This window comes from Bradyrhizobium sp. LMG 9283, assembly GCF_045571415.1.
Taxonomy (GTDB): Bacteria; Pseudomonadota; Alphaproteobacteria; order Rhizobiales; family Xanthobacteraceae; genus Bradyrhizobium.
Genome location: NZ_CP120691.1, coordinates 2,744,690 through 2,762,726, shown reverse-complemented (window position 1 = coordinate 2,762,726; position 18,037 = coordinate 2,744,690). Strand labels below are relative to the sequence as shown.

Genomic DNA, 18,037 nt, shown 5'->3' with positions numbered 1-18,037 from the left:
GGCTACGAACTCTGCTCGGTTGACCCGTCGAGACTGAGCAAGAACTCGGCATTTTGGTGAGTTGATGTACGATTCTGTTCATGACGAATCGCACATTCAAGACCGGCGAGAGCCGCGACCAGGCCAGCCTGCTTCCTGCTCGGATTGAGGACTATGTCGGACCGGACAACCCCGTCCGGGCGATTGAGAGCTTCGTTCGTGTCCTCGACCTTGCCAAGCTCGGCTTTCGCCATGCGGATCGCAAGGCTGAAGAGGTCGGCCAGCCGCCATACGATCCAGCCGATCTGCTGAAGCTCTACCTTTACGGCTACATCAACCAAATCAGGTCGTCGCGTCGGTTGGAGCGGGAGGCCGGCCGCAATCTGGAACTGATCTGGCTGCTGAGGAATCTGAAGCCGGGTTATCGGACGATCGGCAATTTCCGCAAAGAGAACTGGGCGGCGCTGAAGGCAGCCAACCGCAGCTTCGTGCTGCTGATGCGCGAGCTTGGTCTTGTCGGCGGCAGCGTTGTTGCAATTGACGGCTCGTTCTTCCATGGCGACGCCAGCAAGGCCAGCATCTTTACGCGCAAACGGCTTGCCGATCAGATCATCAAGCTGGACCAAGAGATCGAGGCTTACGGCAAGTGCCTTGAGGACAATGATGCCGCGGAAGCCAAGAAGCCGGGCAAGGATGGCCCCGATGGCGGCGGCGGAGGTGGCGGCGACATCGGTGCGAAGATCGCGGCGCTGCTGGCGAAGCGCTTGCGCGCACAAGGCGACCTTGCTCGGCTGGAAGAGAATGGCGCGACGCAGCTATCCCTGACTGATCCGGATGCCCGGCTTCTGGTCAAGAGCGGCCAGGGCGTCGCAGGCTACAATGTGCAGACCGCCGTCGATGACAAGCACAAGCTCATTGTCGCCAGCGAGGTGGTGAACGACAGCAGCGATGTCGGCCAGCTACATGCGATGGCCATGGCGGCAAAAGAGGCTCTCGAGGTCGGGGCCCTGCAGGCGCTGGCAGATGAGGGCTATTACAGCAGTCGCGAACTGAAGGCCTGTGAAGACGATGGCATCACGCCCTATGTGCCGGTGCCGGAGGGCAACGCCCGGCTCGAGAAGCAAGGCCGCTTTGCCCTCAAGGACTTCAACTATGATGGCGCAACCGACACCTACCGTTGTCCTGCCGGCCAACCGCTACATCCGATGAAGAGCAGGCAAAAGAACACCAGCGGCCGCATCGAGATCCGCTATGCGGCGCGCGGAGCGATCTGCAGGACCTGCCCGCTCAAGGTCCAGTGTCTCTCGTCGAACGCGGCCTACCGGACGATCGGTCGCTGGGAGCATGAAGGCGTTCTTGAACGTCATCGCGCGCGGATGCAGGGTGCAGGCGAGCTGATGCGCCGTCGTTTTGCCATCGTCGAGCATCCGTTTGGCACGCTCAAATGCCGCGCCGGCTATCGTCATTTCCTGGTCCGCGGCTTCGATAAGGTCCGCGGTGAGTGGAACCTGATGGCGCTCTGCTACAACTTTACCCGCGTGCTCAACATTCTTGGCTTAGACGTGTTTCTGGCCGCCCTCGCAAAGACGCTCGCTCCTGGCCGAGGCACCCTCGCAGCCCTCCTGCAGGGCATCCAGCTTGCTCCAGAGGCCTTCTGGATCAATCACCCGCCTCCGATCGCAATCGGTCGCCCACACCGGCCTGACTCCGCCAAAACCAGTAATTCTTGCTCAGTCTCGTCGGGCAAAACAGGGGCATGATGTCATGATCAGCCCGCAGCGATACTAGCATGAACGACGACACGCCACGGAAGCGGCGATCTGTCTCAATGAACCATTTCAGTACCGACAGACTCACCGCCGAGTGGCTGCACGAAAGTCACCTTGCCGATCTTGTCGCGCTCCATCTGGATCCCGAGGTGTCACGCTATATCGGCGGCGTGCGCTCGGCGGAGACAACGAAGGCTTACCTCGACGTCAACGTCGCGCATTGGGACGAGCACGGCTTCGGGCTGTGGGCACTGGGATCGAGCGACGGCGCATTCGCCGGGCGGGCGGGCCTTCGGCACCTCCTGGTCGATGACATCGACGAGATCGAGATTGCCTACGCGTTCAGACGTGAATTCTGGGACCAAGGATTTGCAAGCGAGATCGCGACTGCGCTGACGGACATCGGTCTGTTACAGCTCGCCCTGCCGTCTCTCATCGCCATCGTGAATGTCGGGAACGGCGCATCCCGCCGCGTGCTGGAGAGGTCAAACTATCTCCTCGAGCGGAGCACGAGGCGTCACGGCGAGGACGTGGTGATCTATCGCGTTCGGCAGTGAGCGAGACAACCGTCCGTCATTGCGAGCGCGGCGAAGCAATCCAGACTGTCCCCGCGGAAGGACTGGATTGCTTCGCTTCGCTCGCAATGACGGTGTTGATGCCGTCGTGAGGGACGAGCCCTACCTGAAATACCCCAGCACGAGATCGATATCGGAGCTGCCGGCCACCGTGCCGTTCAGCTCGGCGTCGATGACGCGGCGGCAGGCGTCCACCGCGGCGTGGTCGCCGAGGTCGTTGGCGGCTTCCAGCACGAGCCAGGCGGCGTCCACCGAGGCCTTATCCGGAGCTGCGCCGCCGAGATCGGCGGTGACGGCATTGCTGAGATTCTTCTTGCGAACGGCGGTGCCGAATTGAGGCAACATTGCAGATACTCCCCTCTCGATTCCCGCTGAGTGAACCCGCTCAGTGTATTTGGAGCTCGGGCTGACGGCCCGTCGCGGCTTCGGCGCCAGCGCTGTTCTTGCGCGACTGGTAGAATTTCAAGATGCTGCGCGAGGTCTCGATCTTGAGCCGGCCGAACTCGCGCTCGTTGTCCTGGAGGTCGCGCGCCGTGATCAGGTGATCCTTGGCGCCGAGGAACAGGAGCGACATCGTCGTGTCCCAGGAGAAGTCGAGCGCCTTGCACAAGACCAGGATCATCTCGCGGTTGCGGTCCATCAGCGCACGCTCGATCACGTCGACAGGCAGTGACGAGAGCAGCGACAGTCCGATCTGCACCTCGTCGAAGCGGTGCTGGCGCGCATAGTTCGAGATGGAGTCCTGATTGAGATTGCCCTGCCGGTACTGCGTCGTGACCACGCGCTTGGCGACGAAATAGCTGCGCGAGGACGGGCCGAACTTGGACTGGAGATCGCCGGTGACCTCGGTCACCGAGCTCTGGATCTGCGCCATCATCTCGGGCCGCTCGGTCTCGAGGCGGCGGCGGACGTCCTCCGACGCCTTCGAAATGAGCTGCTGGAAGATGTGGCGCGGCACGTCCTTGCGCAGGCCGAGCTGTTCGGCAAGGATCGAATCGCCCTCGGCGCGGCGGACCATGTGCAGCAGGCCCGATCCGGAGAAGCGCGCGCCTTCGTTTTTCGCAACCGACGTCACGACCTCCTGGTTGCCGCGCTTGACCAGCACGTCGGTCACGGCCTCGCCGAGCGACTGGCGCTGGGAAATCGCGAGCAAATGCGCCTGGCCCTTGGTCATGGCGCTCTCGACCAGCATCTTCTCGTCGATACGCGTGGAGTCGCGCAGCACGGGACCGGCGACCTCGATCTCATCGTCGAGGGCGAGCTTTTCGATCACGTTGAGCGGGGCGTGATCGCAGGCCGACATCACCTCAGAAAGCTGTGCGCGCGCAGCAACCTCGATCTCGTCGGCGAGCCGGCCGATGACCTCGCCGAACATGCTGATCTCGTCGTCGCTGTAGCGGCCGGTGATCAGAATATCGGTCGCATGCCACAACGCCTTCGCCCTGCTTTCGTCGGTGCCGCGCGCGATCGCGTCGTCCAGATCCTGTAGAAGGGATTTCGCCCCGTTCATCTCGATCACCCCAGTTCTTGGTAGCCCTTCGGCGCGCCGTCCCGCCGCTCGTGGCGAGACGCCAAATTCCTTTGGGAATCGACGCTAGAGATGAAACGCGAGAATTCAGTAAAATCGGCAAATCAGTTTTGCCGACGAGAATTCATTCAAATGCGAGGGAATGGATTCACTGATGCGCAGTCTCCCGAGTGCCGAGAAGCTTGAGGCACCGAAGCCTCTCCGGCGTCATGGCCGGGCTTGTCCCGGCCATCCACGCATCGCCGCACGGCGCAAAGAACGTTGATGCCTGGGACAAGCCCGGGCATGACGAGCATCGGCGATGTAGCGATTTAGCTGGAGTCGCCTCACGGATTCTGCGGCGTCAGCACCAGTGGCGGCTTTGGCTTGGGCTTGGGAGGTGGCGGGCCCGGGGCAGGCTTCACGTCGATTGGCGGCGGCAACGGCGCGGCCTGCTGGCTTGCGAGCGGCGGGCTTGTGAGTGGGGGACTTGGCGCGGCGGGAGCGGCCTGCGGCGCCTTCGGCGTCGGCGCGGCCTTCTTGGGCGGCGGCGCACGGCGCGGATCGCGGCCGGGCAGCGGCACATCCAGTAACGGCGGCTCCGGATCGGGCGAGACCAGCGTCGGCAGCGCGGCGGTGGCCGGCGGCGGCTCGCCGCGCTCGATGGCATCGAGCCGCCGCGTCTCGCGATCGATCGTGCGCACCGCAAGCCATGACGAAAGCGGCGCGAGGTCGATGGTGCGACTCAACTTGTCGGGAGGCCCTGCCGCGAACAGCTGGATCTCGGGCGGTGCGCCGGAGAGGCCGGTCATGATCGGCGTCAGGCTGGCGCGAATGTCGGCCTGGTCGGCGGGAATGTCGTAGCCGCCGGAGACGATGGCGCGGGCGTTCTTCGCTTCCAGCGGCGTCGCGCCGACGCGCAGGCGGCCGTCGCGGATCGTGAACGGAATCTGCGCCGAGGGCACCGCAATGGGACCCGCCGACAGCGCAGGCTCGACCAGCTGCCGCAGCCGGTTGTCGTCACTGACCTGGCCGCCGTCGCTGGCGCGGATGGCGATCTCGAAGGCACGGGGATTGAGGCCGGTGATCTCGGCGGACTCGAGCGTCACCGTGCCGTTGCCGGCGAGCGCGCCGGTCAAGGCCGCGACGCTGCGGCCCTGGCTGGTCAGCGCCATCTGCACCGAGGCGCGCCCCTTGGGCAGCGCGAGATCGCGATAGCGCAGCGCCGCCGCGTCGACATTGCTGAGCTCGATGCGCGCGTTCAGCGCAAGGCCAGCCGCGCCATTGCGCGCGTCAAGGCTCGCGGACATCTCGCCGCCGCCGAGGCCGCCCTTGAGCGCATCGAGCGCGAGCGACTGGCCGTCGCCCCGGATCGCGCCGCCGAAGGGGCGCAGCTCGATGCCGCCGGGCAGCGTTCCGCGCAACGCCTGGAAGGCGATGCGGCCGCGCCAGCCGCTGACGAGTCCTGCACTGAGCGGCTCGCCGGACTCATGTCCGGCCGCGCCGATGGCGATTGCGAGCGCCGGCGCGAGATCGAGCGAGTCGAGACCGACCTCGCCGTCGACGTTCTTGTCCTGATCGAGCGTCACCGCGAAACGCCCGCGCAGATGCGAGCCAGCCGCGCTGCCGTCGAGATCGTTAAAGGTGAGGTGGTTGCCGGAGAGCGTGAGGCGCGAGGACAGGCTGACGCCCTGCATGGACTTGTCGGCCGTGCCGGTCCCGAACAGCGGCGCGAGGTTGACGTTGCGCACGCGCAAATTCACGCTGCCTTTAGGCTCCGACAGGTCGACGCTGCCCTGTGCATCCGCGTCCAATCCGCCCCCGCTGATTTTCGCGTTCAGTTGCAGCGGTCGCCGCCAGGCACCGCTCAAGCGGCCTTCGAACTGCGAAGCGCCCTCGCCCGCGGCCACCATGCGATCGAGCCCGAGCAGCGCCAGCAGCGCGCCGGCCTGCGGCGCCGAGACTTTCGAGTCCAGCGTGAAGTCGCTGTTGCGCAGGCGGTCGAGATCGAGGCCGCCGATGGCGGCGGCCGGCGTCTGCGCTGCCAGCGTCGCGGTCGCCTTGAGCTGCGGCGCGTCGAGGTCGAGCACGGCGCGGGCATTGCTGCGGTCGGCATGCTCGGCGTTCTTGTCGAGGCTGAGATCGAGCTTGAGACGGGTCGCGCCAGGCATTGACGGGAGGGCATCGAAGCGCGCGCGCACCGCGGGCGCGAACGGCTCAATCAGCGCGGTCAGCTCACGCAGCGAATTGGCCGAGGATTTCAGCGCGAGCTTGCCGGTGGCGTTGGTTCGGTCGAAGCTGCCGCTCGCCTCCGTGGTCACGCCGCCGACCTGGCCGAAGCGCAACTGCTGCAGCGACAGCGATGCGGGGCTGTAAGCGAGCTTGGCCGCGAACGGCCGCAGCTCCTGGCCGGCGGAGATCGCGCGGCCGATATCGAGCGAGAGCTTTGCTTCCTCCGGCCATTCGCCCTGAGGCCCGGCAAGCGCGCGCACGAAGCTCGCGGCGGCATCGAGATCGAGCCGGTCGGCCCTGAGCTCCGCATCGATCCGCGAGCCCTTGCTCGCGCCTGTCTGCACGAAGGCGATGCGGCCCTCCACCGCGCCGCCCTCGATGTCGGCCTTCAGCCTGTCGATGGCGAGATGATTGGCGGCGATCGTCACGTCGCCGGCGAGACGCAGCGGCCGCGTGCTGCGGCGGTTGATCTCGCTGCGCCCCTGCAGCCAGGCCACCAGCGTGTCCGGGTCTGAGGACTCGACGCTGAGCCGGCCGCTGAAACTGTCGGCGCCGGGAGCTGCGCCATTGAGGGAGAGCTGCGTCATGCCGGGCGCGCGCAGCTCGAGCCGCCGGAAGGTCCAGGACCTGCCGTCGGTCGCAAGCTCGGTCGCGATGTTCTGGAGCGGACGGCCACCGAGCATGATCTGATCGGCATTGAACTCGATCTGCGCCGGGATCGGCACCTGCGGGATCGCGGCGAGCCCTGCGCGTAGCGCCGGCATGACGCGCTGCGGATCAGCATCGTCCTTGGCGGTCAGCTTGTCGGCATCGACCTGCCGCGCCGACAGCACCGCGCGCAGCAGCGGCGAGGCGCCGAACCTGAGATCGCCAACGCCGCCGAGCTTCAGCGCGGTGTCCTCGGTGCCGAAGCTCGCATCGATCTGCTCGAATTTCGCGCCGGCCGGATCGGCCTTGAGCCTGGTCGCGAGCTTCCAGGGCGTCGGTCCCACTTCGCCTGCCTTCTTGGTCGCGGGCACCGCGAGCGTCAGCGCGCCATCGAATTTCGGCTGGCGATTGTCGAAGGCGAGCATGCCCTCGAGATCGGCGAGGATGGCGCGCTCGCCGGGGTCGATGTTGAGGTGGAGACGGGTCGCGCTGCCGTCGGCGCTCGGCCCGGAGGAGACGCGGAACGGGTAGCGCACTCCGCTAGTGGTGAAACTGCCGTCGCCCCGCACCGAGCCTGCGAGCGAGCGCACGTCGCCGGAGAAGGCGATGTCGTTCAATTCCAGCGTCGAGCGGCTGGCGGCATCGTGCAAGGCGATGCGGCCGGTGAGGTTCAGCCGCTCGATGGCGAGCGACGCCAGATTGAAGGCGCCGCTCGCGGTGGACGGCAAATCGACCCGCCCGCGCGCATCGAGGCCAACATCGAGCGCCATGCCGCCCACCGAAAGCTCGGTGGCGCGCCATTCGCCGCGCATCAGGGAGCCCAGGCTGAACTCGACGTCGAGCTTGTCGGCGCGCAGGCGGCCGAGATCGTTGTTGCCGCCGAAGGTGACGGCGCGCAGCCGCAGCGTCGGCGTCGGCAACAGCCGCGCGTCGAGCTCGCCCCCCACCCGCACCGGCACGCCGATGATCTTGCCAGCCTCCGCCTCGAACTGGGGCCTGAACTGGTTCCAGTCGATGTAGTAAGGCCCGATCAACGCGGCCAGCAGCGCAATGATGAAGGCAATCGCCAATCCGAGCAGCGTCGTCTGCACGGGTCTCCCCTCGGCCAAACCGGCCCGGGCCGAACCTGAGGGCCTCAGGCGCGCCGGAACAGCCCCTTATATAGGGGGAAGTGTGGCGAAGTCACAGCGACTGTTGCGCGCGGAGGTTAACGCGCGCCCTCACCAGCTCGCCGGCAGCCGCTTCAGCCCGCGGAGCACGAAGGTCGGCCGCCATTCCGGGTTTGCGACGTCGTCGATGCGCAAATCCGGCAGCCGCCGGAGCAGCGTGGCGATGGCGATCTCGGCCTCGATGCGCGCCAGCTGGGCACCCAGGCAGAAATGGATGCCGCCGCCGAACGACAGCGGCTTGACGTTCGCCCGGGTGACGTCCAGCCGGTCGGGCCTGTCAGGATACACCGCGGGATCGCGGTTGGCCGAGCCGAGCAGGCACAGCACGGTCTCGCCCTTGGGAATCTTCACGCCGCCGAGATCGTCGATATCCTCCAGCGTGACGCGCCCGGTCATCTGCACCGAGGAATCGTAGCGCAGGAATTCCTCGATCGCGCCTTCGATCAGCTCCGGCCGCGCCTTGAGCAGCGCAAGCTGATCCGGATTGCGGTGGAGCGCGAGCAGGCCGTTGCCGATCAGGTTGACCGTGGTCTCATGGCCGGCGCCGAACAAGAGGATGATGTTGGCGGTCAGTTCCTCGTTGGTGAGCTTGTGGCCGTCCTCCTCGGCCTGCACCAGCTGGGTGATGAGGTCGTCCCCGGGATTGCGGCGGCGCAATTCGAACAATTGCTGGAAATACATCTGGGCCATCAGGTTGCCGGCGTTGCCCTGGCTGATCTCCTCCGGCGAGAGCGGCACGGGATCGAGCAGCCGTCCTCCGTCGCGCGAGCTCTTGTAGAACACCTCGCGATGCTCCTCGGGGATGCCGAGCATGTCGCAGATGATGGTGACCGGCAGGCGGAAGGCGAAATCCTCGATCAGGTCCATGTGGCCGCGATCCATCACGGCATCGATGGCCTGGTCGACAATCTCCTGGATCCGCGGCCGCATGTCCTCGACGCGACGAGCGGTGAAGGCCTTCACCACGAGGCCGCGCAGGCGGGTGTGGTCCGGCGGATCGGCTTGCAGCATCCAGTAGCTCATGCTGCGAAACACCGGCTCCTTCATGATTTCAGGACCGTAGCGGCGCGTGGTGCGCTCGACGAAATCCTTGCCGAAGCGCTTGTCGCGCAACACGAGACTCACCTCGGCGTGGCGGCTGGTGACGAACTGGCCGAACGGCGTCACATGGATCGGGTCGATCGTGCGCAGCCGTTCATAGTGGGGATAGGGATCGCGGATGAAATCCGGCGAGAGCGGGTTGAACAGCGGTCCGCCGGCGGGCTGCACTTGCTCGTTCATGGTGACCTCAGATCGGTTGCCGCATGACACGAATACGCAAGGCTGCCCCAATCACCTGGCGTAACCATCCCTGAAATTGTCAACTCGATACATTGTTGTATCGAGTTGCAGTTTGCCCTAACCTGCGCCGATGTCAAGGGTGAGAACCAGACCGACCAGGGACGACACGCGCGACAAACTGTTCGAGGCGGCCGCGTGCGTGTTCGAAGAGGACGGCATCGGCGGCGCGAGCATCGAGGCGATCGCGGCGGCGGCGGGCTTTACCCGCGGTGCGTTCTACTCGAACTTTAGGAGCAAGGACGAACTGATCATCGCCATGCTCGAGGACCATGTCGAGCAGTCGATCCGGCGCAACATGGACATCCTCGCGCAGCACGACACTCTCGACGATTTCATCGCGGCATTGAAGACGATGGATCGCAGCCGGCAGGATCCGCTCGGCCGCTCGCCCCTCCTGCACATGGAGATGATCCTGTTCGTCGCGCGCGCCGAGAAGCGCCGGCCGGAACTTGCCAAACGCCTGCGGGCGCGACGCAAGCTGGTCGCCGACATCGTCGAGGCGACATTGAAGAGCAACGGGCGCAACGACAATCTGAATCCGCCCTGGATAGCCTCCGTCGTGCTCGCGCTGGAGGACGGCTTTCGCCTGCACCGGCTGATCGACCCCGAGACGACGCCGGCCGACAGTTTTCTGCGCGCGATCACGGATCTCAGGCGCAGGACGGGGCTGGCCTCAGCCTAAAGCGGGCGAGCTGCGAGATTTGTCGCAGGATCGGACAAGGCATGTCCGCTTTGGGAAAGACGCTTCGATCCGCGCTGCGCCACAAGCAAGTCCCATCGTTTGAATCCAGGGTTCCGTCCTGCCAGAACTCCCGAGCGGCGCAGCCACGCCGATGTCCCTTGTCGACGCCCTGCGGGCGGTTGCCGGTCTTCCGCCAAAGGCGCGGGCGAGTTTTTGCTGGGGCCGATGCGTTCGCGGCACTTACGCCCCCTCGGATCAGGCCAAGGAGATCACCAAGTCGCGCAGCTTGACCATGCCCTGCCGGGTGCTGGCGCGCTTCTCGGCGGACTGCGGCATCGCCAATGCGGTCGGCACCGACGGGTGCTCGCTGCGCGGCTTCAGCTTTCGGCTCGGCAGCGGCAATCAGCGCTCCGAGATCCTGACCCAGAGCGCCCCGGTTCATTTCGCCAGAACGTCCGACCAGATGCTGGCCTTCCTGCAGGCGCACATGCCGGGACCGGACGGCAAGCCGGACATGGCGCAAGTCGCGGCATTCTCCGCCGCCAATCCCGAAACGCAGCGTCAGGCAAGCTACCTTGCCGCGAATCCGCCGCCCGCAAGCCTTGCCTGCACGACCTATTGGGGCGTGCACGCCTTTCCCGCAACGAACGCTCGGGGTGAGACACGGTTCATCAAGTTCAAGGTGATGCCGGTCGGCCAAGAACGCAGGCCGGCCGAGGACGCAGTCAAGTCCACCGGCTTGTGGCGCGATCTCGAAGCCCGGATTGCGGCGCGCGATGTCAGGTTCAGCGTGATGGTGCTGCTGGACCGTCCCGGCGACCCCGTCATGGACGTGACCATCCGCTGGCCCGACGAGGATGGGCGCGAAGCGGTACGCCTCGGAACGATCGTGATAACAGGCACTGAACCAAGCGAGGCGTGTGACGCGGCTGTGTTCAATCCAGCCAATCTTGCCGAAGGCATCGGCCATCCGCCGGACGAGATATTTGCGGCGCGGCGCGCCGCCTACGTCATCTCCCGGACAAGGCGCCGCTGAGCGGAAACTCAGGTTTCGCTGTCCAGCACACCCTGCGCCTCACGGCGCCACATTCCCGGGCTGATGCCGACCGCCGAGGAGAACACCCGGGTGAAGTGGCTTTGATTGGCGAACCCGGCCGATATCGCAATCTCCGCCAGCGACAGGTCGCGCACCGTCATCAATTGCTTGGCCGTGTCCACGCGCTGACGCAGCAGCCATTGGTGCGGCGGCAGGCCGGTCGAGACGCGAAATGCGCGCGAGAAATGACTGACGGAGAGATCGAACTCGGCTGCGATCTTCTCCAGCGAAAGCTTGCCGCGGAGATCGGACTCCAGCCTTTCACAGGCCCGCTTCACCTGCCATGGGGCAAGGCCGCCGCGCGCCGGCTCGGCGGCGCGCCGCAAACCGCCGTAGGTCGTCGCGACATGTGCGGTGAGCGCGAGCATCATGTGGTCGATGAAGAGCTGGTTGGCCTCTTCAGGCTGTCGCAGCGCCGCCAGGAACGACGCGCCGAGATGGCGGATCGTCACATCGTCATGGCCGACGCCGGGCTGATAGGCGAGTTCGCCGATGCGCGGTGCGCCGGCTTGCCTCGCCATGTCGTCCAACGCCGACCGGGGCAGATGGAAGAACAGGGAATGGAAGGGCTTGTCGATCACGTAGCGCGGATCACGTTTCAGATCGTACAGATAGGTAGCGCCGGCGCGGATATCGCTCTTGATCACGCATCGGCCGCGCTCCCAGCACTCGCAATCGGCGAAATCGCGGAATTTGAGGCTGACGAGATAGGCGTCCTCCGAGGGCATCGACTCGGAAAGTCGCGTCATGGGATGATCATCCCGGGTTTCGGTGACGGCGAGCTCGGCGCTGCGCAGCGAACGCGTGACCAGCGTTGGTGGTGCATCCTTCAAATGCAAAAATCGTTCGAGCTTCTGCGCGAAGGCGCCCTGTGCCATGGGATGCATCTCATATGTGAGCAGACTGGGGAGCGGAGGCGCCACCGCCAAATCACATCCAATTATCCGACATCTGAGAACGACGGTCCAGACTTGCGCCTGGAACCGTAGCCGTGTGACTCCTCGTCGCATCCATTGTCACAAGACGTTTTCACAAGGGATTTCAACGGATTTCGATTCCGCTCGCGCGATCTCCGCTCAATGCTTCGACAACTCGTCGTCTGTCCATCGTGCATTTGTGAAAGCGCGCGCCCGCTCGGAGCATTCGCCTGCGCCGGTCGATCAAATCCTGAGACAACGGCCGGCGCACCGAACCTATTCGGATCCCGCTTTGAGCTCGTGCAGCCGGCCGGCCACGGCCCGCACCTTGCGCGGCGCGGCCTGCCAGATCGCGAACGCCGACAATCCGCTCACGACCATCGCGACGACGAAAGCCAGCGTGTAATCGCCGGCGCGGTCATAGAGGAAGCCCGTCACCCACGGTCCGGCCGCACCACCCGCCAGCGCCGCCAGCATGATCGTGCCGAAGATGCTGCCCTGGTGCCTGCCCTGGAAAATCTCGAACACCACCGCGCCCATGATCGAGGTGAGGCCGTAGCCGAGCGCACCTTGCGTGAACACCATGAGATAGACCAGCCAGAACGAGGATTGATACTTCAGCGCGATCAGCGCGGCGAAGCAGACGACAAAACCTGCGCAGCTGATCGCCCAGACCCATTCCCGGCCAATGCGGTCGGAGACATGCCCGAGCGCGATCTGGCCTGGAATGCCGAGCAGGCTGACGACGCCGAGCGCCCACACCGCAACGCTGGGGCTGAAGCCGATGTCGAGCAGAAACTTGGTCTGGTGCACCTGCACCGCGTACCAGATGTAAAGGCCGCAGAAATAGCCGAGCGCGATCCACCAGAACCGTGCGGTCGCGACGGCGCGTTGCAGCGTCCATTCGGTGCCGGCCCAAACGGGATCGACGATGTTGGAGACGGATTTCGCCGCGCCTGCGGCCGGCGCGGCATCGCCGTCCGGTTGAAGGCCGATGTCCTCGGGGCGCTTGCGCAGCAGCAGATTGATCGGCGCCAGCGCGATCAGGACGAGCAGCCCCATCGCGGTGCAGGCGGTGCGCCAGCCGGTCTGTTCGATCATGTGCTGCACCCACGGCAGCAGCGTCACCGAGCCGATGCCGACACCGGCGAAAGCGATACCGATGGCGAAGCCGCGCTTGCGGATGAACCAGTTCGGCAGGAACAGCGATTGGCCGGAATAGCCGAGACAGACGCTGCCGGCGCCGACCATGACGCCGATGGTCACATAGAGATGCCAGGGCTGGCTGGTCAGCGGTGCGAGCAGCAGCCCGCCGCCCATCAGCACGACACCGAGTTCCATCACCGCGCGCGGACCAGCGCGATCCATCAGTCGGCCGATCAGCGGGCTGACCACGCCCGACACCACGAAGCCGAATGAGAAGGCGCCGGCGGTGACGCCGCGCTCCCAGCCGAATTCGGAGATGATCGGCGGAAAGAACAATGAAAAGGCGGTGCGCGCGTTGACGCCGATGGCCATGGTGACGAAGGTCACGGCGACCACAACCCAGCCGTAGAAGAACGGAAGCCGCATGTTGTGTTTGTTTCATCCCTGGACGGTCCTTCGGACCATCTTGGGATATTGCGGTCAAGCGCTTTTCGCGCATGCCCCTTAGGCGCGCTCAGGCGGCGTCGAGCTCCGAGGATTTGACCGGTGCGTCGAACAGGATCCGCTCGATCGGCCGCGGTCGTCCGAACAAATAGTCTTGCGCAAAATTGACGCCGAGCGTCTTCAGCCGCTCGAACCCCGCAGCTGTCTCGACGCCCTCGGCCGTGACCGACATGTCCAGCCCGCGCGCCAGCGTCACGATCGAGGAGATGATGGCGGAAGAGCGCGGCTGGTGCGTGAGGTTGCGGATGAACGACTTGTCGATCTTGATCTTGTCGAGCGGGAACGCGGTGAGATAGCTGAGTCCGGCGTCAGCGTCGGGACGTTCAGGGCGGTGGACCGGCTGTAGGGGCTAGCGATCGGACTTCTTGCCGTTCGCCTGGCCGTAAGGAGGCTTGTTGTCGGGTTCGGATGTGAGGCAGGCGCTCAGTGACACGCCAATCAGGATCGCCAGCGCCGCTGCGGTCAGAAACTTCATCTGCTCAACCTGCTCAATGAACAATTTCTCGACAAGCACGGAACTTTGACGTCGCAGATCGGGACGAGGTTCAAGGCAGAACAGGATTTGCGGGCCGCCGCGTCCAGCGGTCGGCGTTGACGGCGCCTTGCGGGACCTCGCCTTTGACGATGGCCTCGACCTGCCGCACGGTTTCCAGCGACTGGTATTCGATCGCCTGCGGCGTCAGGCCGCCGACATGGGGCGTGGCGATGACGTTGGGCAGCTTTGCCAGCTCGGGTGTCGGCATCTGGTCGGGAGCGCGGCCGACATCCATTGCCGCGCCGGCAATGCGGTTCTCGCGCAACGCGCGCGCCAGCGCGGCCTCGTCGACGAGATTGCCGCGGGAGAGATTGATGAAGACGGCATGCTTCTGCATGCGCGCCAGCGCCGCCTCCCCGATCAGGTTCTCGGTCTGCTCGTTGGCGATGGCGAGACAGACGACATAGTCCGATGCGGCGAGCAGCTCGTCGAGGCCGACCTGCCGGATTGTGCTGTCGTTGACGGCCGCAAAGGGATCGGAGACAAGCACCTCCATGCGCAGCACCTTTGCGATCTCGGCGAGATAGCGCCCGATGCTGCCATAGCCGATGATGCCGATCCGGCTGCCGGCGAGCTGGCAGCCCATCCGCGCCTCGGGCTTTCGCCCGGCCTGATAGTCCGCAGTGGTCCGCGACACGCCGCGGGAGAGGTCGACCATGAAGCCGAGCGCGAGCTCGGCCACCGCCTGCACGAAGCCGGGCCCGGCGCGGGTCACGAGCACGCCGGCTTGCGAAGCCGCATCCACGTTGACGTTGCGGATGTCGACGGCACAGCGGACGAACGCGCGTAGGCGCGGCAATTGCGCAAAGATCTCGCCGCGGCCTTCCGTCATGCGATCGGCGACGATGATGTCGGCGTCTTTGGCGGCGCGCACGAGGCCGGCTGCGTCCAGCGGATCATCGCCCTCGTGCAGGATCACCTCGGCGGCTGCGCGCAGGCCGTTCAGGCTACGATCGCCGTAATAATTGCGCCGCATCTCCGGGGTGTGCGCGAGAAGAACCTTCACGACAAGCCTCCTTCAGTAGCCGAATGCCCGCGGCAGTGCGGTCGAGAGCCATGGCACGAAGGCGATGACAAGCAGGCAGAGGAACAGCAAGCCGAGATAGCCCATGATCGGCTTCACTGTCTGCTCGATCGGCACGTTGCCGATCAGGCAGGCGCCGTAGAGGCCGAGCCCGAGCGGCGGCGCGAACAGCCCGATGCCCATGGCGATGACGAGAACGACGCCGAAATGCAGGGGATCGACACCGAGCTGCACGGCGACCGGCAGCAGCAGCGGCCCGAAGATGATCAGCGCGGCGGCGCCCTCCAGCACCGAGCCCATCACGATCAGCACTGCGATCGCGAGCAGGATGAACAGCCAGACGCCCGAGGTCTTGGAGAGGCCGAGCATGAAATCGCCGACAGCATGCGGCACCTGCTGCAAGGTCAGCGTGAACGCCAGCGCCTGCGCGGCAGCGACGATGAACAGCACGAGACCCGCGCGCGTTGCTGCCTGGACAAAACTTTGCGCGGCCGATTTGAAGCCGAGCTCGCGAAACACCACGCTGCCGACGACCAGCGCATAGGCCACAGCGAAGGCCGAGATTTCCGTCGCGGTGGCAAAGCCGCTCTTGAAGCCGAAGAAGATCATGAAGATCAGGCCGAACGAGGCGATCGCACCGCTCCACAGACCCGACACCGGCATTTGCGGCTCGACATCCTCCGCCTTCGCCGGCCGCTTGCCGAAGATGATGGACACCGCGATCAGCACCAGCGCCATCAGCGCCGACGGCAGCAGGCCTGCGACGAACAGGCCGCCGATCGACAGATTCGCCACGAAGCCGAGGATGATCAGGTTGATGCAGGGCGGAATGGTTTCCGCCATCACCGCGGAAGCCGCGAGCAGCGCCACCGCGCCGCCCGGGTTCTGCTTCGAGCGGCGCGCGGCCGGGATCAGCACGGAGCCGACCGCGGCGACGTCGGCCATCTTCGAACCTGATATGCCCGAGAACAGCACCATCGAGGCCACCATCACGACGTTCAGGCCGCCGCGCATGCGCCCGACCGCACGCTGCAACAGCTCGATCAGGCGCACCGACATGCCGTTGGCTTCCATGAGATAGCCGACGAGGATGAAGAAGGGGATCGCGAGCAGCACGAAATTGTCGATGCCGCGCGCCATCTGCTGGGCGAAGATCACGCCGGGCAGCGCGCCCTCGACCCAGATGAAGATCAGCGCGGCGAGCGCCAGCGCAAAGCCGATCGGCAAGCCGCCGAACAAGGTTGCAAAGAAGCCGATCAACATCAAGGTGCCCGCCGACGGCACCGAGGCTGGCGACAGATAATCCCAGGCGAGATAGAAGCCGGTCACGACGATGATCGCGGCGAGGCCCCTGACGATGTCTGGGAGCGGCCTCGCGCAGAGATGGTCGATCGCGAACACCGTCATGAACAGCGCGCCGATGCCCATCGGGTAGAAGGTCAGCTCCAGCGGCAGGCCGGAGCCGGTGGTCTGGCCTGAAGTCAGCGAGCCCAGCTTGATGGCGTTGTAGGCGACGTAGCCGGAGATCAGCACGATCAGCAGCGCGCTGACGGCATCGACCAGCGTCTGCAGCCGCAGCGGCAGCAGATCGCGGAAGAAGGAGACGCCGACATTCTCGCCGCGCGCGAGCGCGCTCGCCGCGCCGAAGAAAGCCGAGCCGACCATCAATCCGCGCGCGACGTCGTCGGACCATTCGACCGGCGCGTTGAAGAAGAAGCGCAGCAGCACGGAGGCGCACACCACCACGAGATCGGCGGCAAGCAGGATGGCCGCGATCGCGTCGCTGACGCGAAGCAGCAGCGTGATGCTGCCGTGGCGGTCGCCCGGGACGGGCACGGCGGCTGACATTGCCACGTCAGATTTGGTCATCTCAGGCTTGCGTCGCGCGGATGATGTCGATGACGGCCTTGGACTCCGGCCGCGCCTTGATGAAGTTCTCGGTCTGCGGTGCGACGCGCTTCTTGAACGCCTCGCGGTCGCACTCGGCCACCGTCACGCCTTTCTCGGTCAAGGCCGCCAGGGCCTCCTTCTCGACCGCGAGTCCATGGGCCCGGGTATCGGCCGCGGCCTTCTTGGCGGCATCGAGAAAACCCTCTCGCAGCTTAGGATCCATCCGGTTGTAGGTCATTTCGCTGAAATAGATCGCGAGCGGTGAGAAATTGTGCTGCGTCAGCGCATAGAACTTCGACGTTTCGAAGAACTTGCTGGCGAGGATCGTCGGCGGGTCGTGCTCGAGGCCATCCAGCACGCCGGCCTGCAACGCCGTGTAGATCTCGCCGAACGCCAGCGGCGTCGCGGCCGCGCCCATCAGGCGCAGGCATTCGGTGATGACGGGATTTGGCAGGGTGCGGATCTTGAGGCCGGCGAGATCCTCCGGCGTCTTCACCGGCTTCTTCGCCAGCACGCTGCGCGAGCCGAAATTGTAGGCCCAGGCGATGATGCGGATGTTGCCGCCTTTGAGCAGCGCGTCCTCGATCGGCTTGGCGGCGCCGGCATCGAACGCCTTGGTCTGCTGCGGGAAGCTCGAGAACAGGAAGCCGAGATCGAAGGTGCCGACCAGCGGCACCAAATTGGCCGAGATCGACGAGCCCGACACCATGAGGTCGATGACCCCTAACTTCACCGAATTGATAACGTCGATCTCCTGGCCGAGCTGGTTGTCGGGAAAGAACGCGACCTCGACCTGCTCGCCGAGTCCGTTGCCCTTCAGGTTCTTGACGAGGTTGTCAAAATAGACGCGGCCGTTGGCGTATTTGGGATCGTTCGGCAGCGACGAGGAGCATTTCAGCTTCAGAGTCGCAGCTTCGGCGCGGCCGATGATGGCGGGAGAGAGCGCGAGGCCGGCGGTGACCGCCGCCGATGACTTGATGAACGCGCGGCGGTTCACGGGCACGACGGTCATGGTGCGGTCTC

General features: G+C 65.4%; 14 protein-coding genes and 1 pseudogene. 4 read left to right on the top strand and 11 right to left on the bottom strand.

What is annotated here, in order from left to right; genetic code table 11:
- Positions 1-80: 80 nt before the first annotated feature.
- Positions 81-1,739: an IS1182 family transposase gene (locus tag P6U29_RS12840; RefSeq protein WP_407117930.1), complete on the top strand. Its 1,659-nt coding sequence runs from the start codon at positions 81-83 to the stop codon at positions 1,737-1,739.
- Positions 1,740-1,807: 68 nt separating this feature from the next.
- A complete protein-coding gene (locus tag P6U29_RS12835) occupies positions 1,808-2,305 on the top strand; it encodes a GNAT family N-acetyltransferase (protein ID WP_407117929.1) in 498 nt (165 codons plus the stop codon).
- Positions 2,306-2,425: 120 nt separating this feature from the next.
- On the opposite strand, the gene P6U29_RS12830 is transcribed toward P6U29_RS12835, so the two are convergent.
- From P6U29_RS12830 to P6U29_RS12815, 4 genes are all read right to left on the bottom strand, one after another.
- Complete coding sequence (locus P6U29_RS12830; protein ID WP_407117928.1) at positions 2,426-2,668, bottom strand: hypothetical protein; 243 nt, start codon at positions 2,666-2,668, stop codon at positions 2,426-2,428.
- Positions 2,669-2,708: 40 nt separating this feature from the next.
- Complete coding sequence (locus tag P6U29_RS12825) at positions 2,709-3,833, bottom strand: DUF2336 domain-containing protein (RefSeq protein ID WP_407117927.1); 1,125 nt, start codon at positions 3,831-3,833, stop codon at positions 2,709-2,711.
- Positions 3,834-4,177: 344 nt separating this feature from the next.
- The gene (locus P6U29_RS12820) at positions 4,178-7,801 is read right to left on the bottom strand and encodes an AsmA-like C-terminal region-containing protein (RefSeq protein WP_407117926.1); all 3,624 of its coding nucleotides are present in this window, start codon (positions 7,799-7,801) and stop codon (positions 4,178-4,180) included.
- 129 nt (positions 7,802-7,930) lie between these two features.
- Complete coding sequence (locus P6U29_RS12815; protein WP_407117925.1) at positions 7,931-9,160, bottom strand: cytochrome P450; 1,230 nt, start codon at positions 9,158-9,160, stop codon at positions 7,931-7,933.
- Between the two features lie 130 nt (positions 9,161-9,290).
- Between P6U29_RS12815 and P6U29_RS12810 the strand changes: the two genes are divergently transcribed.
- A complete protein-coding gene (locus tag P6U29_RS12810) occupies positions 9,291-9,902 on the top strand; it encodes a TetR/AcrR family transcriptional regulator (protein WP_407117924.1) in 612 nt (203 codons plus the stop codon).
- Positions 9,903-10,020: 118 nt separating this feature from the next.
- Positions 10,021-10,938, top strand: a complete 918-nt coding sequence (locus P6U29_RS12805; protein ID WP_407119307.1) for a catalase — start codon at positions 10,021-10,023, stop codon at positions 10,936-10,938.
- Between the two features lie 8 nt (positions 10,939-10,946).
- On the opposite strand, the gene P6U29_RS12800 is transcribed toward P6U29_RS12805, so the two are convergent.
- From P6U29_RS12800 to P6U29_RS12770, 7 genes and pseudogenes are all read right to left on the bottom strand, one after another.
- Positions 10,947-11,876, bottom strand: coding sequence for a helix-turn-helix domain-containing protein (locus P6U29_RS12800; RefSeq protein WP_407117923.1), 930 nt, complete (start codon positions 11,874-11,876; stop codon positions 10,947-10,949).
- 315 nt (positions 11,877-12,191) lie between these two features.
- Positions 12,192-13,487, bottom strand: coding sequence for an MFS transporter (locus P6U29_RS12795; RefSeq protein WP_407117922.1), 1,296 nt, complete (start codon positions 13,485-13,487; stop codon positions 12,192-12,194).
- An 88-nt stretch (positions 13,488-13,575) separates the two neighbouring features.
- A pseudogene (locus P6U29_RS12790) lies at positions 13,576-13,872 on the bottom strand (EAL domain-containing protein); the annotation flags it as partial.
- A gap of 42 nt (positions 13,873-13,914) precedes the next feature.
- Entirely contained in the window at positions 13,915-14,040 is a 126-nt protein-coding gene (locus P6U29_RS12785) for a hypothetical protein (RefSeq protein WP_407117921.1), read from the bottom strand.
- A 70-nt stretch (positions 14,041-14,110) separates the two neighbouring features.
- Positions 14,111-15,106 carry a hydroxyacid dehydrogenase gene (locus tag P6U29_RS12780; RefSeq protein ID WP_407117920.1) on the bottom strand — a complete coding sequence of 332 codons (996 nt, stop codon included), beginning with the start codon at positions 15,104-15,106 and terminating at the stop codon, positions 14,111-14,113.
- Between the two features lie 12 nt (positions 15,107-15,118).
- A complete protein-coding gene (locus P6U29_RS12775; protein WP_407119306.1) occupies positions 15,119-16,972 on the bottom strand; it encodes a TRAP transporter large permease subunit in 1,854 nt (617 codons plus the stop codon).
- Between the two features lie 22 nt (positions 16,973-16,994).
- Complete coding sequence (locus tag P6U29_RS12770) at positions 16,995-18,026, bottom strand: TRAP transporter substrate-binding protein (RefSeq protein WP_407117919.1); 1,032 nt, start codon at positions 18,024-18,026, stop codon at positions 16,995-16,997.
- Positions 18,027-18,037: the final 11 nt, after the last annotated feature.

Coding starts and splice junctions, on each gene's coding strand:
- P6U29_RS12770 (WP_407117919.1), bottom strand. CDS start 18,026: ATGACCGTCGTGCCCGTGAACCGCCGCGCGTTCATCAAGTCATCGGCG.
- P6U29_RS12795 (WP_407117922.1), bottom strand. CDS start 13,487: ATGCGGCTTCCGTTCTTCTACGGCTGGGTTGTGGTCGCCGTGACCTTC.
- P6U29_RS12835 (WP_407117929.1), top strand. CDS start 1,808: ATGAACCATTTCAGTACCGACAGACTCACCGCCGAGTGGCTGCACGAA.
- P6U29_RS12815 (WP_407117925.1), bottom strand. CDS start 9,160: ATGAACGAGCAAGTGCAGCCCGCCGGCGGACCGCTGTTCAACCCGCTC.
- P6U29_RS12785 (WP_407117921.1), bottom strand. CDS start 14,040: ATGAAGTTTCTGACCGCAGCGGCGCTGGCGATCCTGATTGGCGTGTCA.
- P6U29_RS12800 (WP_407117923.1), bottom strand. CDS start 11,876: ATGGCACAGGGCGCCTTCGCGCAGAAGCTCGAACGATTTTTGCATTTG.
- P6U29_RS12825 (WP_407117927.1), bottom strand. CDS start 3,833: ATGAACGGGGCGAAATCCCTTCTACAGGATCTGGACGACGCGATCGCG.
- P6U29_RS12830 (WP_407117928.1), bottom strand. CDS start 2,668: ATGTTGCCTCAATTCGGCACCGCCGTTCGCAAGAAGAATCTCAGCAAT.
- P6U29_RS12810 (WP_407117924.1), top strand. CDS start 9,291: ATGTCAAGGGTGAGAACCAGACCGACCAGGGACGACACGCGCGACAAA.
- P6U29_RS12775 (WP_407119306.1), bottom strand. CDS start 16,972: ATGTCAGCCGCCGTGCCCGTCCCGGGCGACCGCCACGGCAGCATCACG.
- P6U29_RS12840 (WP_407117930.1), top strand. CDS start 81: ATGACGAATCGCACATTCAAGACCGGCGAGAGCCGCGACCAGGCCAGC.